The 25,430-nt window shown below is 67.4% G+C and carries 20 protein-coding genes and 1 pseudogene; 19 read left to right on the top strand and 2 right to left on the bottom strand.

Going from position 1 to position 25,430, the window contains the following annotated elements; all coding sequences use genetic code 11:
* Nucleotides 1-40 precede the first annotated feature (40 nt).
* Nucleotides 41-1,183, top strand: coding sequence for an ABC transporter permease (locus tag CN538_RS03885; RefSeq protein WP_242495550.1), 1,143 nt, complete (start codon nt 41-43; stop codon nt 1,181-1,183).
* A gap of 77 nt (nt 1,184-1,260) precedes the next feature.
* Nucleotides 1,261-2,217: a D-ribose ABC transporter substrate-binding protein gene (locus CN538_RS03880; protein WP_106420541.1), complete on the top strand. Its 957-nt coding sequence runs from the start codon at nt 1,261-1,263 to the stop codon at nt 2,215-2,217.
* Nucleotides 2,218-2,319: 102 nt separating this feature from the next.
* Here CN538_RS03880 and CN538_RS03875 read toward each other — a convergent pair whose 3' ends face one another.
* Nucleotides 2,320-3,108: a DeoR/GlpR family DNA-binding transcription regulator gene (locus CN538_RS03875; protein WP_106418618.1), complete on the bottom strand. Its 789-nt coding sequence runs from the start codon at nt 3,106-3,108 to the stop codon at nt 2,320-2,322.
* Nucleotides 3,109-3,170: 62 nt separating this feature from the next.
* Nucleotides 3,171-4,232, bottom strand: coding sequence for an alcohol dehydrogenase catalytic domain-containing protein (locus CN538_RS03870; RefSeq protein ID WP_242495549.1), 1,062 nt, complete (start codon nt 4,230-4,232; stop codon nt 3,171-3,173).
* Nucleotides 4,233-4,537: 305 nt separating this feature from the next.
* Between CN538_RS03870 and CN538_RS03865 the strand changes: the two genes are divergently transcribed.
* The 17 genes and pseudogenes from CN538_RS03865 to selB all read left to right on the top strand — a co-directional run bounded on the left by CN538_RS03865 (nt 4,538) and on the right by selB (nt 25,318).
* Complete coding sequence (locus tag CN538_RS03865) at nt 4,538-6,148, top strand: FGGY-family carbohydrate kinase (RefSeq protein WP_207233618.1); 1,611 nt, start codon at nt 4,538-4,540, stop codon at nt 6,146-6,148.
* Nucleotides 6,145-7,110, top strand: a complete 966-nt coding sequence (locus tag CN538_RS20740; RefSeq protein WP_207233617.1) for an FAD-dependent oxidoreductase — start codon at nt 6,145-6,147, stop codon at nt 7,108-7,110. The genes CN538_RS03865 and CN538_RS20740 overlap by 4 nt, the downstream gene beginning before the upstream one ends.
* Before the next feature lie 11 nt (nt 7,111-7,121).
* Entirely contained in the window at nt 7,122-7,469 is a 348-nt protein-coding gene (locus CN538_RS24060; RefSeq protein WP_207233616.1) for an FAD-dependent oxidoreductase, read from the top strand.
* Complete coding sequence (locus CN538_RS20730; RefSeq protein ID WP_207233615.1) at nt 7,466-7,993, top strand: glycerol-3-phosphate dehydrogenase C-terminal domain-containing protein; 528 nt, start codon at nt 7,466-7,468, stop codon at nt 7,991-7,993. The genes CN538_RS24060 and CN538_RS20730 overlap by 4 nt, the downstream gene beginning before the upstream one ends.
* Nucleotides 7,990-8,808: a class I fructose-bisphosphate aldolase gene (locus CN538_RS03855; RefSeq protein ID WP_106418616.1), complete on the top strand. Its 819-nt coding sequence runs from the start codon at nt 7,990-7,992 to the stop codon at nt 8,806-8,808. The genes CN538_RS20730 and CN538_RS03855 overlap by 4 nt, the downstream gene beginning before the upstream one ends.
* Before the next feature lie 243 nt (nt 8,809-9,051).
* A pseudogene (metK, locus tag CN538_RS03850) lies at nt 9,052-10,269 on the top strand (methionine adenosyltransferase); the annotation flags it as partial.
* Nucleotides 10,270-10,432: 163 nt separating this feature from the next.
* The gene (locus tag CN538_RS03845; RefSeq protein ID WP_106418615.1) at nt 10,433-11,671 is read left to right on the top strand and encodes a cation:proton antiporter domain-containing protein; all 1,239 of its coding nucleotides are present in this window, start codon (nt 10,433-10,435) and stop codon (nt 11,669-11,671) included.
* 205 nt (nt 11,672-11,876) lie between these two features.
* Nucleotides 11,877-13,106, top strand: coding sequence for a TAXI family TRAP transporter solute-binding subunit (locus CN538_RS03840; protein ID WP_106418614.1), 1,230 nt, complete (start codon nt 11,877-11,879; stop codon nt 13,104-13,106).
* A gap of 9 nt (nt 13,107-13,115) precedes the next feature.
* The gene (locus tag CN538_RS03835; RefSeq protein ID WP_242495547.1) at nt 13,116-13,664 is read left to right on the top strand and encodes a DUF1850 domain-containing protein; all 549 of its coding nucleotides are present in this window, start codon (nt 13,116-13,118) and stop codon (nt 13,662-13,664) included.
* Between the two features lie 531 nt (nt 13,665-14,195).
* Nucleotides 14,196-15,866 carry a TRAP transporter permease gene (locus CN538_RS03830; protein WP_242495546.1) on the top strand — a complete coding sequence of 557 codons (1,671 nt, stop codon included), beginning with the start codon at nt 14,196-14,198 and terminating at the stop codon, nt 15,864-15,866.
* 258 nt (nt 15,867-16,124) lie between these two features.
* Nucleotides 16,125-18,116: a formate dehydrogenase-N subunit alpha gene (fdnG, locus tag CN538_RS26655; protein ID WP_479725161.1), complete on the top strand. Its 1,992-nt coding sequence runs from the start codon at nt 16,125-16,127 to the stop codon at nt 18,114-18,116.
* A 412-nt stretch (nt 18,117-18,528) separates the two neighbouring features.
* Nucleotides 18,529-19,203 carry a molybdopterin dinucleotide binding domain-containing protein gene (locus tag CN538_RS26650; protein ID WP_129591289.1) on the top strand — a complete coding sequence of 225 codons (675 nt, stop codon included), beginning with the start codon at nt 18,529-18,531 and terminating at the stop codon, nt 19,201-19,203.
* 10 nt (nt 19,204-19,213) lie between these two features.
* Nucleotides 19,214-20,158 carry a formate dehydrogenase subunit beta gene (gene fdxH, locus CN538_RS03815; RefSeq protein WP_106418612.1) on the top strand — a complete coding sequence of 315 codons (945 nt, stop codon included), beginning with the start codon at nt 19,214-19,216 and terminating at the stop codon, nt 20,156-20,158.
* Nucleotides 20,155-20,802, top strand: coding sequence for a formate dehydrogenase subunit gamma (locus CN538_RS03810; protein WP_106418611.1), 648 nt, complete (start codon nt 20,155-20,157; stop codon nt 20,800-20,802). The genes fdxH and CN538_RS03810 overlap by 4 nt, the downstream gene beginning before the upstream one ends.
* On the top strand, nt 20,786-21,748 hold the full coding sequence (gene fdhE / locus CN538_RS03805; RefSeq protein WP_207233614.1) for a formate dehydrogenase accessory protein FdhE: 963 nt from the start codon (nt 20,786-20,788) through the stop codon (nt 21,746-21,748). The genes CN538_RS03810 and fdhE overlap by 17 nt, the downstream gene beginning before the upstream one ends.
* A gap of 142 nt (nt 21,749-21,890) precedes the next feature.
* The gene (selA, locus tag CN538_RS03800; protein ID WP_340638314.1) at nt 21,891-23,378 is read left to right on the top strand and encodes an L-seryl-tRNA(Sec) selenium transferase; all 1,488 of its coding nucleotides are present in this window, start codon (nt 21,891-21,893) and stop codon (nt 23,376-23,378) included.
* A complete protein-coding gene (gene selB / locus CN538_RS03795) occupies nt 23,375-25,318 on the top strand; it encodes a selenocysteine-specific translation elongation factor (protein ID WP_106418609.1) in 1,944 nt (647 codons plus the stop codon). Before selA ends, selB begins: the two co-directional genes overlap by 4 nt.
* Nucleotides 25,319-25,430: the final 112 nt, after the last annotated feature.

The following is a 25,430-nucleotide window of genomic DNA, read 5'->3' as shown; positions in this document are numbered from 1 at the left end:
CGCGCCGACAGACGTTGTGGATTTCATGAAGGAGTCGTTTATGTCCAATCACAGTCACGCAGCGCGGCGTCAGGGCGGGGGCTTCGATCTGGGGCGCATGCTGCTCGAAGGGCGCGCCTTCTTCGCCCTGATCGCGATCATCGTGATCTTCTCGCTGCTGTCGCCGGTCTACTTCTCGACCGGCAACTTCCTGACCATGTCGTCCCACGTGGCGATCTTCGGGCTTCTCTCCATCGGCATGCTGCTGGTGATCCTGACCGGCGGCATCGACCTCTCGGTGGGCTCGACCTTGGGCCTGTGCGGGGTGGTCGCGGGCTTTCTGATGCAGGGTGTGACGCTGGATGCGTTCGGCGTCACGCTGTATCCGCCGGTGTGGGTGGTGGTGCTCCTCACCTGTGGGGTGGGGGCCTTCATCGGCGCCATCAACGGCGTGCTGATCGCCTACTTCAAGGTGCCGGCGTTCGTCGCCACCCTGGGGCTGCTCTACGTCGCTCGCGGGGTCGCCCTGCTGATGACCGACGGTCTGACCTACAACAACCTCGGCGGCGATCCGGCACTCGGCAATACCGGCTTCGACTGGCTCGGCTTCAATCGGCTGTTCGGCGTGCCGGTGGGGGTCTGGGTATTGGCGATCGTGGCGGTGGTGACCCTGCTGGCGCTGGCGCGCACGCCGTTCGGGCGCTGGGTCTACTCCACCGGTGGCAACGCCCGCGCCGCGGAGCTCTCCGGGGTGCCGGTCAAGCGGGTGCAGGTCTCGGTCTATGTGCTCTCAGGCATCTGCGCGGCGATCGCCGGGCTGGTGCTGTCATCGCAGCTCACCTCCGCTGGCCCCACTGCGGGCACCACTTACGAGCTGACCGCGATCGCCGGGGTGGTGATCGGCGGCGCGGCGCTGACCGGTGGTCGGGGCGGCGTGCGCGGTACGCTGCTGGGTGCCTTCGTGATCGGCTTTCTGTCCGACGGCCTGGTCATCATCGGCGTCTCCTCCTACTGGCAGACCGTGTTCACCGGCGCGGTGATCGTGCTGGCGGTGCTGCTCAACAGCATTCAGTACGGCGGACGGCGCAAGACAGCCGCGCAGACGTCCGCGACACCTCTTCTCCCGCTGCGTCTTCGGGGCAGGCCCCGGGCGACGGGAAAAGCCCAGCCGCCAAGCCGGCAACCCAGCATTGAGGCGGTGTGAGAACGCACCCCTTGACGCCACTGACTCAGACAACGACTCGTACAACGACAGACAACCGCAAAAGAAGGGTGACCATCATGCTCAAGACAGGAAGACGCCTGCTGATCGCAGCCCTCGCTCTGAGTGCGCCGCTGCTCGCCGGTAGCGCACTGGCGCAGGACAAGGGGCTGATCTCGATCATCGTCAACGATCCCTCCAATCCCTACTGGCTGACCGAGGGCAAGGTCGCCCAGCAGACCGCCGAGGAGCTCGGTTACTCGGCCAACGTTAGCGCCCACAAGGGCGACACCAATACCGAAAGCCGCCAGATCGATACGGCGATCACCAATAAGGCCAAGGCGATCATTCTCGACCCGGCCAATGCCGACGGTTCGGTGGGCGCGGTGCGCAAGGCGGTCGACGCCGGTATCCCGGTGTTCCTGGTCAACGCCGAGATCAACCAGCAGGGGCTGGCCAAGGCGCAGCTGGTCTCCAACAACGCCCAGGGGGCGGCAGTGGGCGCGCAGCAGTGGGTCCAAGCGGTGGGCGATTCGGCCAAGTACGTCGAGCTCAAGGGCGCGCCCTCGGACAACAACGCCGCGACTCGTTCCAACGGCTACCGCACCGTGCTGAGCCAATACCCGGACCTGCAGAAGGTGGGTGAAGACGTCGCCAACTGGGACCGCACCCAGGGCTACAACAAGATGCAGAGCCTGCTGCAGGCGCACCCCGACATTCAGGGTGTGATCAGCGGCAACGACGAGATGGCCCTCGGCGCGATCGCCGCGCTCAAGGAGGCCGGCAAACTGAAGGACGTCGTGGTCGGTGGCTTCGACGGCTCCCCGGATGCGGTGGATGCGATCAAGTCCGGCGAGCTGGCCTATACCGTGCTGCAGCCGGTGGCGATCTTCTCCAAGGCCGCGGTACAGATGGCCGACAAGTACATCCAGACCGGCAGCACCGGGCTGAAAGGGGAAAAGCACCTGTTCGACTGCATCCTGATCACGCCCGACAACGTCGATAAATACGTCTCGCCCTTCGTGCTCAAGCAGTAACTATCAAGCAGTAACTATCCGGCGGCCTGGCCGCCAGTCGTGACCTCCTCTCGCCGCGGGTGTCCCCCGCGGCGAGTTCGTTGTGGTGGAGTGGCTGGCGGCTTAGCGTCGAATCAGGCGATAGCGAATTCCTGCGTCGTCCAGCGCCTCGCGTTGGGGTGGCGCGAGCCCTGCGTCGATCAGCACCAGGTCGAATTCGCTGAGGTCGGCGAGCCGGTGCAGCGCGCTGTGGCCGAACTTGGCGCTGTGCACCAGCAGGATGCGGCGCTCGGCGGCGGCCATCTGGGCGCGTTTGATCTGGGTCACCGCCGGGTCCTGCACGTAGGCGGTGGTGCCGAGGATCGCCGAGGCGGAGAGCACCGCGACATTGGCGCGCAGGCTGGCCAGGGTCTGTTCGCAGAGCAGGCCGAAGGTGGCGTTGAAGCGCGGCTGGTAGTCGCCGCCGAGGGTGATCAGGCGGATATCGCTGGCCGCCTTGAGCCGCTCGATGCTCTCCAGGCCGTTGGTGATTACGGTCAGCGGTGCGCGCTCCGGCAGCAGCGAGGCGAGCGCGGCACAGGTGGTGGAGTCGTCGAGAATCAGTGCCTCGCCGGCGGCGATCTCCTGCAGCGCGGCGCGGGCCAGGGCGCGTTTCTCGCCGGCGGCGAGCTGGGCGCGCAGGGCGAAGTTGCTCTCGAAGACGCTGGAGGCGCGGGTGGTGACGCCGCCGTGCTGCTTGTTGACCATGCCCTGGGCGGCGAGGGCATCGAGATCGCGGTGTACCGTCATGCGGCTGACGCCGAAGTGCGTGGCCAGCTCGTCGACCTGCGCCGCGCCGGCCTGGACCACGTAGTCGAGCAGCGCCTGACGGCGGGTGGCGGCGTCCCGCTGGCGTTTAGGGGTGTCAGGCATCCTGGGTCAGCACCACCTTGATCGAGTCGCGCTGAGCGGCGATCTCGAAGCCGCGTTCGAAATCACTGAGCGGCACGCGGTGGGTGACGATGCCCTGGGTGGTCACCAGGCCGCGAGCGAGCAGGTCGATCGCCACCGGATAGGTGTGGGGGAGAGGTGGGCGAGCCGCGAATGTCGAGCTCCTTGCGGTCGCCGATGGTCGACCAGTCGACCTGGGTCGGCTCCTTGAACACGCTGAATTCGACGAATCGCCCCAGCTTGCGCAGCGCCTCCAGCCCCTGGATCACCCCGCTGGGCGAGCCGGTGGCGTCGATGTAGACGTCGCAGCCATAGCCGTTGGTGAGGGCGCGCACCTCGCCGGCGATGTCGTCGCGGTGCGGGTTGAAGACGTGCTCGGCGCCGTACTCCTGGGCCAGCTCGAGGCGGTCGTCATGGGTGTCGACCAGGATCAGCCGCTTGGGCGTCTTGAGCCGGGCGAGCTGGACCATGGCTAGGCCGATCGGGCCGCCGCCGGCGATCACTACGGTATCGTCGAACTGGATCTCGGCGCGGTTCACCGCATGGATGCCGCAGGCGAGGGGTTCCAGAAAGGCTGCATCTTCCACTGACAGCCGCGGATCCACCGGGTGCAGCACGGCATTCTCGGGCACGCGCAGATACTCGGCCATGCCGCCATCGGCGACGCCGCCCTGGAAGCCGAAGATATGGTGCACCTCGCACATCCAGTAGTGACCGCGCTGGCAGTAGAAGCACTGGCGGCAGGGAATGATCTGCTCCGGCACCACGCGCTGGCCCAGCGTCACGCCGCCGAAGTGTTCGGCCGCGCCCTCACCGAGGGCCACGATCTCGCCGGCGAATTCATGGCCGACGATCATCGGCGGCTTGACGAAGGCGGCGAAACGCTCGCCGTCGCCCCAGTACATGGCGGCGCCGTCGCGGCACTTGAGGTCGCTGCCGCAGATGCCGCAGGCGTGAATCTTGAGGACCAGCTCCCGTGGCCCCGGGCGCGGCGTGGCCACGCGCTCGAGCCGGTAATCGCCCGGCCCGTGGCAGACCACGGCGTGCATGGTGTCGGGCAGCGGGGTGGCGCTACGCGCGTCAGTACTAGGGGCGGGACTTGGCATGCGGCTCTCCCGGATGAATGAACGGGCAGGGGGCTCTGGAAGTCGTTTCTTGAAGTCGTTCCTGGAAATCTACGCCCATTCATAACATTTTGACGTGATTTTGGGTTCCATGACTTTGGTCTAGCGGTCGGTGCCGCCTTCGGTCATGTTTTTAATTATATGAAAATAAAGAATTTAATCAATACTGGCGTATGGAATAACACCATCGTCTAACGCTGCTTCGTCACAATTCGATGTTAGAAATGCGGGAGTCGGTCGATCGTCGGCCGGCGCTCATCGCGTCTCTACAGAGTCAGGAGGCAGGCGTGGCGCAAGGCTATCTGATGGGGCTCGACGGCGGTTCGAGCTCGACCAAGGCGGTGATCTTCGATCTCGCCGGTGACGTCGTGGGGGTGGGTCGGCAATCCTGCCCGCTGGAACATCCCCAGGCGCACTGGGTCGAGCGCGACATGGAGACGGTCTGGGCCGGTGCGGCGGCGGCCATCCGTGATGCGCTGGTGCAGGCCGATGTCAGCGCCAGCGAGATTCTCGCGGTCGGCGTGACCGCCCACGGCGATGGTCTCTACCCCATCGACCGCCACGGCCAGGCGCTGGGCAAGGGCATCACCTCCCTCGACAGTCGCGCCGCCGGGGTGGTCGAGCGCTGGTGCCAAGAAGGCGTGCAAGAGCAGGCGCTGGCGCGTCTCGGCCAGGTGCCGTTCGCGTTCTCGCCGGTGGCGCTGCTGGCGTGGATGCGCGCCGAGCAGCCTGAACGCTTCGCTGCCCTCGGCCACGTGCTGACCTGCAAGGACTGGCTGCGTTTCAAGCTGTGCGGCGAGATCGCCACCGATTTCACCGAGGCGAGCAGCGGCTATACCGATGTGCAGACCCAGCGCTACAGCCGCGAGGGGCTTGCGCTGCTCGGCATCGAGCCGGTCACCGAGGCGCTGCCGCCGATCCGTATGCCGGAAGAGATCGTCGGCCGGGTCACCGCGGCGGCGGCGCGCGCGACCGGCCTGGTCGCCGGCACCCCGGTGGCCGCCGGGCTGCACGATGTCACCGCCAGCGCGCTGGGGCTGGGCAACGTCGACAGCGACAGCCTGACCATTGCCGCCGGCACCTTCAGTATCAACGAGGTGTTCTCCGACGTGCCGCGTCCCGATGCGCGCTGGGCCACACGCAACGGCCTGCGGCCGGGGCAGTGGCTCAACATGGCGATCTCGCCGGCCTCGTCGAGCAATCTCGAGTGGTTCCACCGCCAGTGGGGGCGCCCCGGGGATGGCGGCACGGCGGCCTTTCTGGCCGATATGGAGGATGCCCTGGAGGCGGCCTTCGCCAGCGACTCGCGGCTGGTCTATCACCCGTTTCTGTACGGCTCGCCCTATGCGGAGCCGGCCAGTGCCGGCCTGTTCGGGCTTCAGGGGTGGCACCAGCGCGGTCATGTACTGCGCGCGATCCTCGAAGGCGTGGTCTGCAACCACCGCGTGCACGTGGATGCGCTGGCTTCGCGCTTTGCGATCCGGCGCACGCGGATCACCGGCGGCGGCAGTCACTCGCCGCGTCTGGCGCAGCTGTTCGCCGATACCCTGGGGCGCGAGATCGAGACTGCGCGAACCCAGGAAGCTGCCGCCTGGGGCGCGGCGATCTGTGCCGGCGTCGGCGCCGAGGTGTTTCCCTCGATCGCTGCGGCGGCGGCGCTGTGCGAGCCGCAGCAGTGCTACCGCCCCGACCCGCAGCGCCAGCAGGCGTGCCAGGTGCGTTTCGAGCGCTATCAGCGTCTGGTCGAATGCCTGCGCCCGCTGTGGGGGATGCTCGATAGCGAGGCCTCGGCCGGTGCCTCACAGACCGCCGCAGTCCAGACTTCCACTCCCCAGACGTCTGTCGCCGATAGTTCCGCTGCTCATACTTCTTTACCCGATCCGGGAGAGCGCCCATGAATGTCCATGATGGCGATACGTCGCCCCCTCGTCAGGCCACGCGGGAGCGCCTGGCGAACGACCCCAACGTCGAGGTGCTGATCATCGGCGCCGGCATCAACGGTGCCGGGCTGTTCCGCGATCTGGCGTTGCAGGGCGTCGATGTGCTGATCGTCGACAAGCAGGACTTCTGTGCCGGTGCCAGCGCCGCGCCGTCGCGTCTGATCCACGGCGGGCTCAAGTATCTGGAGACCGGCGAGTTCCGGCTGGTGGCGCAGTCGACCCGCGAGCGCAATCTGCTGCTGCGCAATGCCCCGCATGTGGTCCATCCGTTGCGCACGGCGATGCCGACCCACAGCTGGTTCGGCGGTATCTGGCCCTCGCTCAAGCGCTTCCTACGGCGTCCGGCCAGGATCGACGACCGCGGTGTGCTGATCAGCGAAGTGGGGCTCACCCTCTACGACTTCTTCGGGCGCCATTTTCGCAGCATGCCGCGCCATTCGGTGCTCTTCGGGCGCCGGGTGCGCGAGTCGCTGCCGGACGTGCGTAACGACGTCAAGGCGCTGCACACCTACTACGACGCGGCGATCACCCAGGCCGAGCGGCTCGGCTTCGAGCTGATCGACGACGGCTGCCGCGCCCACCGCGGGGCATTGGCACTCAACTACACGACCCTGGACTCCGTGACTCTGGGCTCCGCGGCCCCCGAGCCCGTGGCCGGCCAGCAGGCGGGGCAGGGCGGTACCGAGGGCGTCACCCTGCACTTCAGCGATGCCACGGGTGAGGCCTTCGAGGTGCGCCCGCGGATCGTGATCAACGCCGGCGGCGCCTGGATCGACGAGATCAACCGGCTGCTGGGGCGCGAGACGGCCTATATCGGCGGCACCAAGGGTGGTCACCTGATCGTCGATGTGCCCGAGATCCGGCATCAGCTCGATGGTCGCATGATCTACTTCGGTACCCCGACGGGCGGATCTGCCTGATCTATCCGTTCATGCAGCACGTGCTGGTAGGGGCGACCGATATCCGCTGCGACGACCCCGACCAGGCGGTGTGCGACGACGACGAGCGCGACTACATGCTGGAGGCGGTGCGCTATCTGTTTCCGGATCTGGATATCGGTGCCGAGCGGGTGCGCTACCGCTACAGCGGTGTCCGCCCGCTGCCGCGTAGCGACGCCGACGACCCTGGCCAGATCAGCCGCGATCACGCCGTGCGCGAGGATCGGCTCGGCGAGGCGCCGCTGCTCTCGCTGGTGGGCGGCAAGTGGACCACCTTCCGCGGCTTTGCCGCCGAGGTGGCCGACGACGTGCTGGCACGGCTGGGCGCCGGCGCGACTTGAGCACCGAGCAACTAGCGATCGGCGGCGGCCACGATTACCCGCATGACGAGGCCGCCCGCGATGTCTGGCTGAGCCGGGTGGCGGCGGCCTGCGGCGGCGACCGACGCCGGGCGATCGTGCTGCTCGAGCGTTACGGCAGCCGTGGCGAAGCGGTGGCGGCGCACTGCGAGGCCACCGCCGAGGGCCAGCAGCCGCTGGCCTCGCTGCCCGACTACCGAGTGGGGGAGATCGATTTCGTATGCCGCTGCGAGCGTGTCGAACAGCTCGGTGACGTGCTGTTCCGGCGCCTGCCCATCGCGCTCTCAGCGCGGCTGACGCCCGCGGTGGTGGCAGAGGTGGCGACACACTGCGGCGCGGCGCTGGGCTGGTCGGCGGCAAAGCGTGAGACGGAGATCGCCAGAGTCCACGCCATCGCACGCGACTATCACGGCGTGGACCTGGGCCCGTCTGATGCCGCTGACTCTGCTGATGCCGTATCGCAGACGGAGACAGAGACCGAGACGGAGAGAGGAGGCCAGGGATGAACTCGACGATGAGCGCTACCCAGTTGCGCTGTGGCCGCCTGTTCCGTCGCGCCAGCGGGCGCAGCTGCATGGTCGCCTTCGATCGCACTCTGCTGGCGGGGCCGGTGGATCACGCCCGGGATGCCTACGGCGTGTGTGCGGCGATCACGGCGGCCGGCCCTGATGCGGTGCTACTGTCGCCGGGGCTGCTCAAGCAGAACGCGGCGCTGTTCGCCTGCCGTGAGGCGCCGGCGGCGGTAGTGCGCATCGACTACCCCTGCGTGGGCGACTTCACCCTCGCCGGCGAGGAGCACCAGCGCCTGCTCGCGACCCCCGAGGAGGCTCAGGCGCTGGGCGCCGAGGCGGTGGTGATGTGCCTGATCTCGGGCTACGCCGATCCATCGCGGGAGGCCGACAATCTGGCCCGGGTGGCGCAGACCGCACGCCGCTGCGAGGCGCTGGGACTGCCGCTGATCGTCGAGGCGGTGGTGTGGGGCGAGCGCGAAGGTGGCCGTCTCGACCCCGAGCGGATCGCGCGGGTGGCGCGGATCGCCGCCGAGCTGGGGGCGGATCTGGTCAAGGCGCAGTTCACTGGCGAGGTCGCCGACATGCGTCTGCTGGCCGAGAGCTGCCCGGTACCCGTGCTGATCCTGGGCGGTGCGGCGATGGGGGACGATGCGGCACTGGCGCGCTTCACTGATCAGGCGCTCGAGGGCGGTGCCCGCGGGGTGATCTTCGGGCGCAACGCCTGGCAGCGCGACGACCCCGAGCGCGGCATCCGCGCACTGGTGGCCCGGGTGCATGGCGTCGGCCACGACCTTGATGCCGGCGGATGAGCTGACGAGCGCTGCAGCGCTGGCTCAGTGCCGGCGTCATGACCGCCTTGCCCCAAGGCGCGCGCTTGGCTTATCCCCAGGGCGTCGCTATTCTGTGTGCAAACATTCGATCCTCTCCCGGCGCGGCCGGGGCGGGGATGCCGTGCGTCGTTTCCATCCGTTCATTCGAGCGACGACGCCGCTGTGTTGTCAGGCGGCCTTGCCCGCGAGCCGCAACCCGAGAACGAAGGGATCACCGTACGCATGAGCGAATACTCTCTATTTACCTCCGAATCCGTCTCTGAAGGCCACCCCGACAAGATCGCCGACCAGATATCGGACGCCGTGCTCGACGCCATCATCGCCCGTGACAAGCAGGCGCGTGTGGCGTGCGAGACGCTGGTCAAGACCGGCGTGGCGATCGTCGCCGGCGAGATATCCACCACCGCCTGGGTCGACCTGGAAGAGTTGGTGCGGCGGGTGATCCTGGATATCGGCTACACCTCCTCCGATGTCGGTTTCGACGGCGAGACCTGCGGCGTGATCAACCTGATCGGCAAGCAGAGCGTGGATATCGCCCAGGGCGTCGACCGCAGCAAGCCGGAAGACCAGGGCGCCGGCGATCAGGGGCTGATGTTCGGCTATGCCACCAACGAGACCGACTCCTACATGCCGGCGCCGATCCACTACTCGCACCGGCTGGTGGAGCGTCAGGCCGAGCTGCGCAAGAACGGTACCCTGAGCTGGCTGCGCCCGGACGCCAAGAGCCAGATCACCTTCACCTATGGTGATGACGGCAAGCCCAATGGCGTCGATGCGGTGGTGCTGTCGACCCAGCACGATCCGGAGATCTCCCAGGAGGAGCTGCGCAAGGCGGTGGAGGAGCTGATCATCCGCGACGTGCTCCCGGAAGCCTGGATCCACGCCGGTACCCGTTTCCACATCAACCCCACCGGCAAGTTCGTGATCGGCGGTCCGGTAGGCGACTGCGGCCTGACCGGGCGCAAGATCATCGTCGACACCTATGGCGGCATGGCGCGCCATGGCGGCGGTGCCTTCTCCGGCAAGGACCCCTCCAAGGTCGACCGCAGCGCCGCCTATGCCGGGCGTTACGTGGCCAAGAACGTGGTCGCCGCGGGTCTCGCCGACAAGTGCGAGATCCAGGTCTCCTACGCCATCGGCGTGGCCGAGCCGACCTCGGTGTCGATCAATACCTTCGGTACCGGCAAGATCGCCGAGGCCAAGATCATCGAGCTGGTGCGCGAGCACTTCGATCTGCGCCCCTACGCGATCACCCGTATGCTCGACCTGCTGCACCCGATGTATCGCCTCACCGCGGCCTATGGCCACTTCGGGCGCGAGCCGTTCGAGACCAGCTACACCTGGACCGACGTCAACGGTGAGCGCCAGACCGAGACCTTCACCGCCTTCCCGTGGGAGAAGACCGACCGCGCCGAGGCGCTGCGCGCCGCCGCCTCTCTGAGCCTGCGGCGTTCGGCGCTCTTAACCTGTGACGCAGCCACGGGCCCGCTTCGGCGGGCCCGTTTACGTCGCGGGTGTCACCTTTCACACATGGCTATTTACGTATGGCACTTCACGCATGGCTATTTACGTATGGCACTTCACGCATGGCTAGGAGGCCCTCGTGCTCGAACTCGCCGCGATCATTCTGACCGTGACCGCCGGGCTCGCCTGGTTCAACGAACGCTATATCCGGCTGCCGGCCACCATCGGTGTGATGCTGAGCGCGCTGCTGCTGTCGCTGGCGATGCAGGGGCTGGCAGCGCTGGGCTGGGAGGCCCCCGCGTCGCTGGCACGGGGCTGGGTCGAGGCGCTCGACTTCGACAGTCTGCTGATGAACGGCATGCTGTCGTTCCTGCTCTTCGCCGGCGCGCTCCACGTCGATGTCGCCAAGCTGCGCGACTACTGGGTCTCGATCGGCGTGCTGGCGACCCTGGGGGTGCTCGCCAGCACGCTGCTGATCGGGGTCGCCTCCCACTGGCTGCTGGCCGCCCTGGGCGTGCCGGTGGCACTGCCCTGGTGTCTGGTGTTCGGCGCGCTGATCTCGCCCACCGACCCGGTGGCGGTGCTGGGGATCATGCGCGGTGCCGGCGCGCCGGTGGACATGGAGGTGCGCATCGTCGGCGAATCGCTGTTCAACGATGGCGTGGCGGTGGTGCTGTTCACACTGCTGCTGGCGGCGGCTGAGAGCGGTGAGTCGCTGTTCGGCTGGCATGCGATCTGGCTGTTCGCCGAGGAGGCCGGCGGCGGCGCGCTGTTCGGCCTGCTGCTCGGCTATGGCGTGCACGCGCTGATGAAGCGGGTCGACCAGTATCAGGTCGAGGTGCTGCTGTCACTGGCGATGGTGCTCGGTGGCTATACCCTGGCCACGCATCTGCACGTCTCCGGCCCGATCGCTATGGTCGTCGCCGGGCTGGTGGTGGGCAACCACGCCTGGACCCATGCGATGTCGCCGCAGACGCGCCAGCATCTCAACGATTTCTGGGAGCTGATCGACGAAATGCTCAATGCGCTGCTATTCGTGATCATCGGGCTCGAGCTGCTGGCGCTGCCGTTCCGGGTCGACTACCTATGGGTCGCGGTGCCGCTGATCCTGCTGCTGCTGGCGGTACGCTGGTTGGTGGTGGCGGTGCCGGTGACGCTGGCGCACACCCATTTCCGGCGTGGCTCGATCCCGGTGCTCGCCTGGGGTGGCCTGCGTGGTGGCATCTCGGTGGCACTGGCGCTGTCGCTGCCGCCCAGTGAAGCGCGTGACGTGGTGCTCAATGTCACCTATCTGATCGTGCTGGTATCGATCGTCTCCCAGGGGCTCACCATCGGGCGGGTGGTGCGCCGAGTGCTGGCGGTGGGAGAGACACGATAGTCTTAGACTTTGGTCGGAGTCTCCGGGCCCGGCATGGTATCGCGGGCGGGCCTTGCTTACTCTTGGGGCCTGTCGCGCAGGGCCGAGGCCACCGAGCCTGAAGCATGAATCATGGCCCGCGGGTCATGGATGAACGCTGCGCCTGGGCCAGTGACGGCGCCACGCGCGGACGCGATGCGATCACACTCAACAGACGGGGTATACCATGAGGCTACGTACAGGGATGCTGTTTGCCGCACTGGGTCTTTCCGGTGCGCTGCTGGCGGGCTGCGGCGATGACGCAGACGACAAGGCGAGCAGCGAGAGCCAGACATCGTCGTCCTCGCAGCAGAGCGAGTCGACCCCCGCCCAGGGCGAGAACGGCAGCACTAGCCAGTCCTCCGCCAGCGACACCGCTTCGGCAGAGCAGACACAGCCGGTCAATCTGATCTTCGGCACCGGTGGTACCGGCGGCAGTTACTATCCGATCGGCGGCGCGCTCAAGAGCGTGTTCGAAGCCAGTGATCTGGTCGGCAACGTTCAGGTGGTCTCCACCGGCGCCTCGGTGCAGAACATCAACAACATCACCGATGGCCTCAACCAGGTCGCCATCGTCATGAGCGACGTCGCTTATGACGCGATCAAGGGCCAGAACCAGTTCGACGGTAACCCGGCCGACATCAAGGCGCTGGCGGGCATGTACCCCAACGTGGTGCAGGTGGTGGCGACCGCGGACAGCGGCATCCACAGCATCGCCGATCTCAAGGGCAAGCGTGTCGGCGTCGGCAAGGTCGGCTCCGGGGTCGAGCAGAGCGCGGCCAAGGTGCTCGAATCGGCCGGTCTTAGCTACGACGATCTGGCCCAGGTCAGCCACACCGGCTATGCCGACAGCGTCACCGGCATGAGCAATGGCAACATCGACGCCGCCTTCTTCACCTCCGGCGTGCCCAACTCCAGCATCACCGGGCTGATGCAGAGCACCGACATCACCTTCGTGCCGGTGAGCGGCGACGTCGCCAGCAAGCTGCTGGAGAAGTATCCGTACTACGAGAACTACGAGATCCCGGCCGGCGCTCCCGAGCGCTATGACCTGGGAAGTGCGGTCGATACCGTGGCGATCCGCAACGTGATGATCGTCGGCAGCGACATGCGCAACGACGTCGCCGAGGATCTGACCAAGCGCTTCCACGACTATCTCGAGTCGGGCAACGTCTCCGTCGGTGCGCTCAAGCAGTTCGATCCCGCCAGCATGAACCAGAATCTGGTGGTGCCGCTGCATCCGGGTGCCGAAGCCTACTACGCCACCCTTACCGCGCAGTCGGGTGACGGTGCCGACGCTGCCAAGCAGCAGAGCGCGGAGACGCCCGCCGATGACACCCAGGCGACGGGCGGCGAGAGTTCGCCCAGCGATGTGACGGGTAGCGATAACGCCCAGGACAAGGAACCGCAGTCCTGATGATGCCGCGTGCGGCGTGACGTCAGCGCTCGGGGGATGACCCGCCGGCGCTGGTGCTGGTGCCTAGTAATGACGGTGGCGATCCTGCTCGGGATCGCCACCGTCGTGTATCCACTCCCCTGGCTGGCGGTCAAGCAGGGCGCCGAGTGGCGCCTGGCCCTGCCCGGCTGGGCCGGTACCACCTTCAAGATTCGCTGGATGCACTCGGTCGAGAAGGAGGATTGGGAAGAGTGGTACCGCATCACTGCCGGTGGGGCGATCGAAATCACCGGGACCCGCTTCAAGACCTTCGGCGCCGGCGTGCCCGCCCATGCGGGCAAGGAGACCCATCTCGCCGATGGCTGGGTGGTGATGACCGGCATCGACCGGGTGGTCGACCCGCTGGCGATCCAGGCGGCGGTCGCGGAGCACTACCGGATGATCTTTGCCGGCCATGTGATTCCGCTGTCGCGCCATGACCCGCCCCCCATCCTGACCTTTTCTGTGGTAAAAGCGCCTGTGTGGCAGGTGCTCCCGGCGCTGCTGAGGCCGTGGGTGCCCTGGCTCAACCAGCCCTAGGGAATCGAGTATGTCAGAACAAAAAGTGGTGCTTTCCGCCGATGGGCCCGAGGATCCGTCGGTCAAGGAGGCGCTGGAGAAGTTCGATCGTGAGAGTCTGGTGCGCGACCGGCTGCCGCTGGTGGTGGTCCAGTTCGTCACCGTGATCAGCGTGCTGCTGGCGCTGTTCCACCTCTACACGTCGTTCTCTGGGCCGCTGGTGGACGTGGCCCAACGCAGTATCCACCTCTATACCCTGTTGGCTCTGGCCTTCATTCTCTATCCGCTGACGCGACGCGGCGCGCGTGACCGGGTGCCCTGGGGCGATGCGGCGCTGGCGCTGGTGGCGTTCGCCATCGGGGTCTACATGCTGGTGGTCTCGGACCGGGTGATCGCTTCCGCCGGGCGCATCAATCAGACCGACATGATCGTCGGCTTCGTGGCGATCCTGCTGGTGCTCGACGCCACTCGGCGGGTCACCGGCTGGGGGCTGACCATCCTGGCCACGCTGTTCCTGCTCTACGGCTTCTACGCCAAGTGTCGTTCTACCCGGTGCTCAACGAGAACATCATCCTCGCCACCTGTCGCCAGATCGCCTCGCATCTGGTGTTCATCACCGAGGGGTTGCTGGGGACCGCGATCGGGGTCTCTGCGAGCTATATCATCCTGTTCATTCTGTTCGGTGCCTTCCTCGGCAAGTCCGGGCTGGGCCAGCTGTTCAACGACCTGGCACTGGCGATCGCCGGGCACACCCGCGGCGGCCCGGCCAAGGTCGCGGTGATCGCCAGCGGCTTTCTCGGCTCGATCAACGGTTCGGCGATCGCCAACGTGGTCACTACCGGCGCCTTCACCATCCCGCTGATGAAGAAGACCGGCTACAAGCCCAACTTCGCCGGGGCGGTGGAAGCGGCTGCCAGCGTCGGCGGCCAGATCCTGCCACCGATCATGGGCGCGGCGGCTTTCATCATGGCCGAGGTACTCTCGGTGCCCTACACCCAGGTGATCCTGGCCGGCATCATTCCGGCCCTGCTCTACTATCTCGGGGTGCTGTTCCAGGTCCATCTGCGCGCCATGCGCAACGGTCTCGAAGGCATTCCGCGCGACCAGCTGACACCGCTGAAGACGGTGATGCTCAAGCGCGGCCATCTGCTGGTGCCGATGGCGGTGCTGCTGTGGCTGCTGTTCGACGGCCGCGCGCCGTTCTTCGCCGCCTTCTGGTCGATCGCCGCCACCGTGCTGATCTGCGGAACCCGTCGGGTCACCCTGGGGCTCGGCCTGATCCTGGTGCTGTTGATCCTGGAGCCGCAGCTGCGCGCGCTGTTCGTCGGCAACCCGCTGCCCAACTTCCCGGCCAGCCGCTGGACGCTGTTCCTGGTAATTCTGGTGCCGGTGGCGATCAACGCCCTGCGTGCCAAGCTCGGCATGGTGGCCGAGAAGATGGATGTCGCCGACTGCCGCGATGCCATGGCCGATGGCGTGCGCAACGCCATTCCGGTGGCCGTGGCGTGCGGTGCGGTGGGGATCATCGTGGGCATCGCTACGCTGACCGGTATCGCCCTGGACGCCGCCGACGCGGTGGTCACGCTGGGACAGCAGATTCCGATCCCGATGATCCAACTGCTGGTCACCCTGGTGCTGACCATGATCGCCTCGATCGTGCTTGGCATGGGGCTGCCGAGCATTCCCACCTATATCATCACCAGCACCATGGCGGCGCCGATCCTGCTCAACCTGCCGCTGTTCCGTGAGTTGGCCGGGAGCAGCAACGACACCGCGATCTTCGTTGCCCACATGTTCGTGTTCTACTTCGGGCTGTTCGCCAACCTGACGCCGCCGGTGGCGCTGGCCGCCTATGCCGGGGCTGGCATCAGCGGCGGCTCGCCCAATGCCACCGGCTTCCAGGCGATGAAGCTCGCCATTGCCGGCTTCGTGGTGCCCTACATGTTCGTGTTCGCGCACAGCATGCTGATGATCGACGCCACCCTGTGGAACACGCTATGGGTGATCGTCACCGGGGTGATCGGGGTGCTGCTGCTGGCGGTGGCGGTGGAGGGCTACCTGCGCCGGCCGCTCAATCCCTTCTGGCGGATACTGGCCGCAGTCGGTGCGCTGGCGCTGATCTTCCCGGGGCTGGCCAGCGACATCGTGGGCGCGGTGATCACCGTGGTGCTGTTCCTGCTGGCCAAGGCCAAGCCGGCTCAGCCTGCCCCGAGCGGTGGCTGACGCCAGCCAGCTCGCCGACCCCTTTCCTGGCCGTTTGCTACACGCGCTTGGCATGCCGACGCCCGCTCACGCGGGCGTCGGCGTCTGTCCTGGGCTTTTCGTCGCACAGAGGAGACGCCTGGCCCCGAGCCTGCTATAAAGTTGACTTAAGGCGCTGTTCAAAAGCGCCGTATCGCCGGGCGTGTTGATCGACGCGGCAGGCACCCCTGGGAGGACCGCCAGGGCGGTGGTAACGACACAATCCGATGAGGATGGCACATGGCAATTAACGTCACGCGGCGCCAGTTTTTCAAACTGGGCGGGGCGGGGCTGGCGACGTCGAGCCTGGCGGTGATGGGGTTCGCCCCGGAACCCGCCGAAGCCTCGATCCGGCAGTTCAAGCTGACCCACGCCAAGGAGACCCGCAACACCTGCACCTACTGCTCGGTGGGCTGCGGCATTCTGATCTACAGCAAGGGTGATGGGGCGAAGAACGTCGAACAGAACGTCTTCCACATCGAGGGCGACCCGGATCATCCGGTCTCCCGCGGCTCGCTGTGCCCCAAGGGCGCTGGGCTTCTGGACTTCGTCCACAGCGATGGCCGTCTGGCCTACCCGCAGGTGCGTGAGGCCGGCAGCGACGAGTGGAAACGGATCAGTTGGGACGAGGCGCTCGGGCGCATCGCTCGGCACATGAAGGATGACCGCGACGCCAACTTCGTGCAGCGCAACGCCCAAGGGCAGACGGTCAACCACTGGACGACGACGGGGTTCCTGGCGGCGTCCGGCTCCTCCAACGAAGCCGGCTACATCACCCACAAGGTGGTGCGTACGCTGGGCATGGTGGCGTTCGACAACCAGGCACGCGTCTGACACGGACCGACGGTGGCAGGTCTTGCCCCAACATTCGGTCGCGGTGCCATGACCAATCACTGGGTCGACATCCGCAATGCCAATCTGATTCTGTCGATGGGCGGCAACTCTGCCGAAGCGCACCCCGTGGGCTTCCGCTGGGTCACCGAAGCCATCGAGCACAACAAGGCCGAGTTGATCACGATCGACCCGCGCTTCACCCGTACCAGTGCGGTGGCGCAGGATCGTGCCTTTATCCGTACCGGTAGCGATATCGCTTTCCTTGGCGGGCTGATCAGCTATCTGATCGAGACCGACCAGATCCAGCGCGAGTACGTGCTGAACTATACCGACGCGGCGCTGATCGTGCGTGACGGCTATGGCTTCGAGGAGGGCCTGTTCTCGGGCTATGACGAGGCCACGCGCAGCTACGACAAGCAGTCGTGGATGTACGAGAAGGGTGACGACGGCTTCGTGCGCCGCGACGACTCGCTCAGCGACCCGCGCTGCGTCTACCAGCTGCTGCGCGGGCACTATGCGCGCTACACCCCCGAGATGGTCTCGAGCATCAGCGGCATCCCGGTGGTCGACATCCAGCGCATCTGGAAGAAGATCGCGGCGATGGCGGTGCCCGATAAGACCATGACCATCCTCTACGCGCTGGGCTGGACGCAGCACTCGATCGGTTCGCAGATCATCCGCGCCGCAGCCATGGTCCAGCTGCTGCTGGGCAACATGGGTATGCCAGGGGGTGGGGTCAACGCGCTACGTGGGCACTCCAACATCCAGGGGCTGACCGATCTGGGGCTGCTGTCGCAGCTGCTGCCGGGCTACATGACCCTGGCCAACGCCAAGGAGCAGGCGTATCGCGCCTATATCGACAAGCGCACCAAGCAGCCCACGGTGGCGGGGCAGGTCTCCTACTGGAAGAACTACGAGAAGTTCCACGTCAGCCTGATGAAGGCGTGGTACGGCCAGGCCGCGAGCGCCGACAACGACTGGTGCTTCGACTGGCTGCCCAAGCTCGAACGGCCGCTCTACGACATCCTCGATACCTTCGAGCGCATGTCCAAGGGCGAGTTGACTGGCTACTTCTGCCAGGGTTTCAACCCGCTTGCCTCGTTCCCCGACCGGGCCAAGGTCACCCGCGCGCTATCGTCGCTGAAGTATCTGGTGGTGATGGACCCGCTCAACACCGAGACCAGCGAGTTCTGGAAATCCTACGGCGAGAGTACAACGACGTCGACCCCAGCCAGATCGACACCGAGGTGTTCCGGCTGCCGACCTGCTGTTTCGCCGAGGACGACGGCTCGATCGTCAACAGCGCGCGCTGGCTGCAGTGGCACTGGGCCGCTGCGCCGCCGCCGGGCGAGTCGCGCCCCGACACGCGCATCATGGGCGAACTTTTCCTCAGGCTGAAGCAGCTCTACCAGACGGAGGGTGGGGTCTTCCCCGAGCCGATCCTCAACCTGACCTGGGACTACAAGATCCCCCACGAGCCGAAGTCGGAAGAACTCGCGCGCGAGTTCAACGGCTATGCGCTGGAGGATCTGACCGACGCCCAGGGGCAGGTGGTGCGCCGTGCTGGCGAGCAGCTCTCCGGTTTCGGTGAGCTGACCGCCGATGGCAAGACCAGCGCCGGCTGCTGGATCTTCACCGGCTGCTGGACCGAAGCGGGCAATCAGATGGCGCGGCGTGACAACGCTGACCCCTATGGCACCGGCAACACCCTGGGCTGGGCCTGGGCCTGGCCGGCCAACCGGCGTGTGCTCTACAACCGCGCCAGTGCCGACGTGCAGGGGCGGCGGCGTGGGGCGCCAACAAGGCGTTCGTGTGGTGGAGCGCGGAGCAGGGGCGCTGGATCGGTGCCGACGTGCCCGACTTCCCGCCGACCTCGGCGCCGTCCGAAGGGCAGATGCCGTTCATCATGCAGCCGGAAGGGGTGGGACACCTGTTCGCCGGACAGAGCATGGTCGACGGCCCGTTCCCCGAGCACTACGAGCCGTTCGAGTCGCCGGTACCACAGAACCTGTTGCACCCGGGCAAGCCCAAGGCGCAACAACCCGGCGGCGGCACGCATCTTCGACGAGGATCGCGCGGCCCTGGGCACACCGGAGGAGTACCCGCACGCGGCGACGACCTACCGCCTGACCGAGCACTTCCACTACTGGACCAAGCCGCTCGGCTCAACGCCATCGTTCAGCCGCAGCAGTTCGTCGAGATCGGCGAGAAACTGGCCGAGGAGATCGGCGTGGCCGCGGGGGACTGGGTCAAGGTCTCCTCCAAGCGCGGCTTCATCAAGGCGGTGGCGGTGGTGACCAAGCGGCTCAGGCCGATGACGATCGGCGACCGCCAGGTGCACCACGTGGGCATTCCGCTGCACTGGGGCTTCACCGGCGTGGCCAAGAAGGGCTATCTGGTCAACGCCCTGACGCCGTTCGTCGGTGATGCCAATACCCAGACGCCGGAGTACAAGTCGTTCACCGTTCGCGTCGAGAAGGCTTAGGGAGCTCGCCATGATCAATTCGCAAAACATCATTGCCCGCTCTGCCACCACGACCCCGCCGCCGCAGGCACGCAGCCACGTCGAGGAAGTGGCCAAGCTGATCGATGTCTCCAAGTGCATCGGCTGCAAGGCGTGCCAAGTGGCGTGCATGGAGTGGAACGACCTGCGCGACGAGGTGGGGGAGTGTCACGGCACCTACGATAACCCCACCGACCTTACCGCCGAGTCGTGGACGGTGATGCGCTTCAGCGAACACGAGACGGCCGATGGCAATCTCGAGTGGCTGATTCGCAAGGACGGCTGCATGCACTGTGCCGAGCCGGGCTGCCTCGCGGCGTGCCCGGCGCCCGGCGCGATCGTGCAGTACGCCAACGGGATCGTCGACTTCGACTCCAACCACTGTATCGGCTGCGGCTACTGCATCACCGGCTGCCCGTTCGATATTCCGCGCATCTCGCCGAAGGACAGCAAGTCCTACAAGTGCACGCTGTGCTCGGATCGGGTCAACGCCGGCATGGAGCCGGCCTGCGTCAAGACCTGCCCGACCAACTGCATCGAGTTCGGCACCAAGGCGGATATGCTCGACCGCGCCGCCAAGCGGGTCGGCGATCTCAAGGCGCTGGGCTTCCGCGATGCCGGCATCTACGACCCGGCCGGGGTCGGCGGCACCCATGTGATGTACGTGCTGCATCACGCCAACGACCCCAACCGCTACAGCGGCCTGCCCAAGGACCCGCGTATCTCGCCGTTGGTCGGCGCCTGGAAGGGGGTGACCAAGCCGATCATGGCGGCGATCATCGGCATCACCGCCTTCGCCGGGGTGATCCACTACGTGACCAAGGGACCGAAGGAGGAGCCGGAGGAGAGCGCCGACGATGACCCGACCACGCGCGGCTACGACGCCACGCGGCGGCGCGACGACGCGGAAGACCGCCCGCATGGAGGTGACCGATGAAGCGCTCCCAGGATCGTCTCGTGCGCTACTCGCCGCTCGATCGCGCCAACCACTGGACCATGGTGATCGCGTTCTTGCTGCTGGCGCTGTCGGGTCTGGCGTTCTTCCACCCGGCATTCTTCTTCCTCAGCCACAGCCTCGGCGGGCCGGTGTGGGCGCGTATCCTGCACCCCTTCCTCGGCCTGGTGCTGGTGCTGCTGTTCGTGGCCATGGCGGTCCGCCACGTCAGCCGTAACCTGCTGGGTGAGAACGACGTGCAGTGGATGCGCCAGATCGGCGACGTGCTCGACAACCGCGACGACAAGCTGCCGCCGATCGGCAAGTACAACCCCGGTCAGAAGCTGGTGTTCTGGGCGCTGGTGGTGTCGATCGCGGCGCTATTGGTCAGCGGCGTGATCATGTGGCGGCCATGGTTCGCCGGCTTCTTCCCGATCCCGCTGATCCGGCTGGCAAGTCTGGTCCACGCGGTGGCGGCGTTCGTCGCCATCGTCACCATCGTGGTCCACGTCTACGCCGCGCTCTGGGTCAAGGGCTCGATCCGCTCGATGACCCAGGGCTGGGTGACCCGCGCCTGGGCTCGCCACCATCATGGCCTCTGGGCCCGCGAACAGGAGGAGAAGCAGCGCCGTGAGCAGCAACCCTGAACGTCCTCCGGGCAGTGACCCTGGCCACGCCTTCGGTCAGGCGCCCCCTTCACCGGGGGCGCCGCCAATGGTGGTGCTGCCGGGCCGCAAACTGTTCGCCGAACGTGCCGAGCGCCTGCAGCGGCTGGCCGAACGCGTGCCGGCGATGGCCGATTACCTGCGCTTCATGGCGCAGGTGGTCGCCGCCCAGCACCGGGTGCTGCAGCAGCCCCGTGCGAGCGTGACCGCGAGTGCCGACATAGCGATCGCCCACGGCGTGCCGCCGCTGGCGATCGACGGCCTGTGGCGCGACATGAGCTGGCGCGAGGATCTCGACGCGTTGATCGCCGAGCTAGACGGCGAGGTGCCGGCGGCGCAGCGCGACTGGTTCGAGGCCCTGCGCGGTGCGTCGGCCGCGGCCCGCGAGGCGCTGGTGCCTAGCCTGCTCGGTGGTGAGTCGCTCGACCCCGAGCAGACCGCGCTGGCGCCGCTGGTGGGTGCTGCGCTGCAGGTGGCATGGACGCGTCAGGCGCGCACCCTGGCAAAGCTGCCGGGGCGCCCTGCCGAGGCCATGCGCGCGCTGTGCCCCTGCTGCGGTGCGCCGGCGGTGGCCAGCGTGATCCAGATCGGCATGGCCCGCTCGCGGGTGCGCTACCTGCACTGCGGGCTGTGCGCCACCGAGTGGTACGCCGAGCGTGCGCGCTGCGTCGAGTGCGGCGATAGCCGGACGCTCGACTATTGCGGGCTCGAGGACGACGCCGGGCAGCGCGTGCTGCCGGTACAGGCGGAGACCTGCGATCACTGCGCGAGCTATCTCAAGGTGGTGCAGAAGGAGTGGGAGGCCGCTGCCGACCCGGTCGCTGACGATCTTGCCAGCCTGGCCCTGGACATGCTGATCGCCGACCGTGAACTGGCGCGTCGAGCCTTCAATCCGCTGCTGGTGCTGGGATCGCCCGACGCCGGCTGAGGCCAACTCGCGGTGGCCAGTGGCGCCGACGTGTCGACGTTCGCGGCCACTCTCGCACGCCGCTGCGGGATATCCGGCCGCGGGTGTCCATTCGACCCGGGCCGTGCGGCGCCGGGTCTCTTGTGCTGGCGTGGCGACGACGATTAAATCGGGGCACGCCCGGTGTCGTCCCGGCCATCCTTCGATCTGTCGAGCCGTCCATGTCCGAGATCTCTCCGCGAGCACCGACCTGCGTCGTCACCTGCCTGCCGTCGATACCCTGTTGACTCATGCCGCGCTACAGCCTGCCCGTTTGCAGTATGGTGAGCGCGCGCTCACCCGAGCCATCCGCGACACGCTCACCGAGTGGCGTCGCCGGCTGGCGGCGCCGGACGCGCCGACCACCCTCGACGAGCAGGCGCTGGTCGATGCGGTCCGCGAGCGTCTCGCGCGGCTGACCCGGCCCAACCTGCGTGCGGTGTTCAATCTCACCGGGACGGTGATCCACACCAACCTGGGGCGATCGCCGTTGGCCGAAGCGGCGATCGCGGCAATGGTCGAGGCAGCACGCCATCCGGCGGCGCTGGAGTACGATCTCGAAGGCGGGCGGCGTGGCGACCGCGACCGCCTGGTCGAGGCGCTGCTGGTCGAACTCACCGGGGCCGAGGCGGCGACGGTGGTCAACAATAACGCGGCCGCCGTGCTGCTGGCGTTGAGCGCTCTGGGAGCGGGCCGCGAGGCGATCATCTCGCGCGGCGAGATGATCGAGATCGGCGGCGCTTTCCGCATGCCCGATGTGATGACCGCCGCGGGCTGCCGGCTGGTCGAGGTGGGCGCCACTAACCGCACCCATGCGCGCGACTTTCGTCAGGCGCTGGGTGAACAGAGCGGCCTGATCGTCAAGGCGCACACCTCCAACTACGCCATCGCGGGCTTCACCAGCTGCGTGCCGGAGGCGGAGCTGGCGGCGATCGCTCACGCCCACGGTATTCCCTTCATGATCGATCTGGGCAGCGGTGCGCTGACCGACTTCCGCGCCCTGGGGCTGCCCCACGAGGCGCAGCCGTCGGAGGCGATCGCCGCCGGGGCCGATCTGGTCACCTTCAGCGGCGACAAGCTGCTGGGCGGCCCGCAGGCGGGGATCGTGGTCGGCCGGCGTGAGCTGGTCGAGCGTCTCAAGCGTCACCCGCTCAAACGCGCGCTGCGCTGCGACAAACTCACCCTGGCCGCCCTCGAGGCTACGCTACGTGTCTATCGCGATAGCGATTCGCCGACACGCGAGCTGCCCACGCTGCGGCTGTTGACCCGCGCGGAAGAGGAGATTGCCCAGCAAGTCGAGCGCCTGCTGACACCGCTGCAGGCGGCGCTCGCCGGCATTGCCTCGGTGGAGAGTGCTGCCTGCCGCAGCCAGCTCGGCAGCGGTTCGCTGCCGATAGATCGCCTGGAGAGTCGGGCACTGGTGTTGCGCGCGCCGCGCGGGCGCGATCTGGCCCGCCTCGAGCGAGCCCTGCGCGCACTACCGCGGCCGGTGATCGGGCGCACCCACGAGGGTGCGCTATGGCTCGATCTGCGCTGTCTCGCCGAGCCCGCCGACGAGCAGGCGTTCCTGGCGCAGCTGGCGACGCTGCCGGCGTGCTGGGAAACAGCATGATCGTCGGCACCGCGGGGCACGTAGACCACGGCAAGACCGCGCTGATTCGTGGGCTCACCGGCATCGCCACCGATCGCTTGAAGGAGGAGCAGACGCGCGGTCTGACCATCGAGCCGGGGTACGCCTATCCCACGCCGCCACCGGGGAGCGAGGGGGCGGTGCTGGGCTTCATCGACGTGCCCGGCCACGAGCGCTTCATTGCCAACATGCTCGCTGGTGCTGCGGGCATCGACGCCATGCTGCTGGTAGTGGCGGCAGACGACGGCATCATGCCGCAGAGCGTCGAGCATCTGCGCATTCTGGAGCTGCTCGGGGTCGAGCGCGCCTGGGTCGCGCTGACCAAGTGCGACCGCGTGGACGCCGCCCGGGTGCAGCAGGTGCGTGTAGAGATCACCGCCTGGCTGGCGCAGACGCGCTTCGCCGGCGCGCCACTGTTTGCCGTCTCCAATCTGTCCGGCGCGGGCCAGGCAGCGCTGGGCGCTGCCCTGTGGTCCGCGGCGCGAACGCAGACAGCGCGTCGTGCAGGCGGCGGTTTTCGGCTGGCGGTGGACCGCGCCTTCGTCAAGCAGGGCGCGGGGGTGGTGGTCACCGGCACTATCCGCAGCGGTGAGGTGCGCCAGGGCGATAGCGTGCGCCTGCTGCCGGGCGGGGCCAGCGCGCGGGTACGCGCGTTGCGGGCACAGAATCGCGAGGTCGGGTTGGCCCGGCGCGGCGAGCGCTGCGCGCTCAATCTGAGCGGCAGCGAGGTCGAGCGCGGCACGCTGGCTCGCGGTGACTGGGTGGTCGCCGCGGACTCCAGGATCGAGGGACGTCAGCGGCTCGACGTCACTCTCGCACTGCTGCCGGAAGCCGAACCGCTCAAGCACTGGACGCCGGTGCATCTGCACCATCTCAGCGCCCACGTCACCGGCCATGTCTCGCTGCTGGAGGGTGAGACGCTGACCCCGGGCCAGACCATGCTGGCGCAGCTGGTGCTGTCAGCGCCGCTGCACGCGGCCCACGGCGATGCGGTGATCGTGCGCGACCATGGCGCCAGTCGCACCCTGGCCGGCGCGCGCGTGCTCGACGTGGCGCCACCGCGGCGCGGTGCGCGCCAGCCGGCGCGCCTGGCCTGGCTGCAGGCACTGAGGGCGATGCTCCCGGGAGCGGACGGTGAAGTGCAACTGGCAGCACTGTGGCCACGTCTCGCCAGCGGTCACAGTGTCGATCTGGTGGCCCTGGCGGCCAATCTCGACCTGCCCGCGGCGGTTCTCGACAAAGCGGCCACCGAGGCCGGATGGGTGGTGGTCGCCGCCGACGCGGCCACGCGCCACGCCTTTCGCGTCGACGATCTGGCCGCGCGCTACGCTGCGGTGGTGGCGCGGCTGGCCCAAGTCCACGCCGAGGAGCCGGCGATGCGCGGGGCGGAGATCGACCGGCTGCGGCGGATGAGTGCACCGGCGCTGCCGCCGGCGCTGTTTCGACCGCTGCTGGAGCGCTGGAAGGCCGAGGGAGAGATCGTCCAGCACGGCCCCTTCATTGCCCTGGCCGACCATCGGGCGACGCTGGGTGAGGCCGATGCCGCGCGCTGGCAGGCGGTGCGGCCCTTGCTGGCGCAGACGCCGTTCGAACCGCCGCGGGTGCGCGATATCGCCATGACACTGGGCGTGGATGAGGGGGAGATCCGCACTCTGCTGCGACGCACGGCGCTGCTTGGCGAGGTTTACCAACTGCGCCACGACCACTTCTTTCTCACGCCGCATGTGGTCCAGCTCGCCGACTGGGTGCGTGAGCTCGCGGCCTACTCGGCGGCGGGGGTCACCGCGGCGGCGTTCCGCGATCGGGTCGGCTGCGGGCGCAAGCTGGCGGTGGCGATTCTCGAGTTCTTCGACCGCGTTGGCTTCACCCGACGCATCGGCGATGGCCACAAGGTGATTCGACAGGATATGCTGTTCACCTGACCGCGCGCCTGCGCGGTCAGTCGCGTCCGATGGCCGGGTTCTGCTTGAAAAGGATCGTGCCTGGAAACGCACCGCGCTGGGATAAGTACCGCGCCGGGATAAGTACCGCGTC

Origin of the sequence: Salinicola tamaricis, from assembly GCF_003006155.1 — a bacterium.
GTDB classification, from domain to species: Bacteria; Pseudomonadota; Gammaproteobacteria; order Pseudomonadales; family Halomonadaceae; genus Salinicola; species Salinicola tamaricis.
This window is presented reverse-complemented; position numbering and strand designations above follow the sequence as displayed.

Bases quoted from the DNA above. Each gene is read 5' to 3' on its own strand.
- CN538_RS03885 (WP_242495550.1), top strand. From the start codon at position 41: ATGTCCAATCACAGTCACGCAGCGCGGCGTCAGGGCGGGGGCTTCGAT.
- CN538_RS03880 (WP_106420541.1), top strand. From the start codon at position 1,261: ATGCTCAAGACAGGAAGACGCCTGCTGATCGCAGCCCTCGCTCTGAGT.
- CN538_RS03875 (WP_106418618.1), bottom strand. From the start codon at position 3,108: ATGCCTGACACCCCTAAACGCCAGCGGGACGCCGCCACCCGCCGTCAG.
- CN538_RS03870 (WP_242495549.1), bottom strand. From the start codon at position 4,232: ATGCCAAGTCCCGCCCCTAGTACTGACGCGCGTAGCGCCACCCCGCTG.
- CN538_RS20740 (WP_207233617.1), top strand. From the start codon at position 6,145: ATGAATGTCCATGATGGCGATACGTCGCCCCCTCGTCAGGCCACGCGG.
- CN538_RS24060 (WP_207233616.1), top strand. From the start codon at position 7,122: ATGCAGCACGTGCTGGTAGGGGCGACCGATATCCGCTGCGACGACCCC.
- CN538_RS03855 (WP_106418616.1), top strand. From the start codon at position 7,990: ATGAACTCGACGATGAGCGCTACCCAGTTGCGCTGTGGCCGCCTGTTC.
- CN538_RS03840 (WP_106418614.1), top strand. From the start codon at position 11,877: ATGAGGCTACGTACAGGGATGCTGTTTGCCGCACTGGGTCTTTCCGGT.
- fdxH (WP_106418612.1), top strand. From the start codon at position 19,214: ATGATCAATTCGCAAAACATCATTGCCCGCTCTGCCACCACGACCCCG.
- CN538_RS03810 (WP_106418611.1), top strand. From the start codon at position 20,155: ATGAAGCGCTCCCAGGATCGTCTCGTGCGCTACTCGCCGCTCGATCGC.
- selB (WP_106418609.1), top strand. From the start codon at position 23,375: ATGATCGTCGGCACCGCGGGGCACGTAGACCACGGCAAGACCGCGCTG.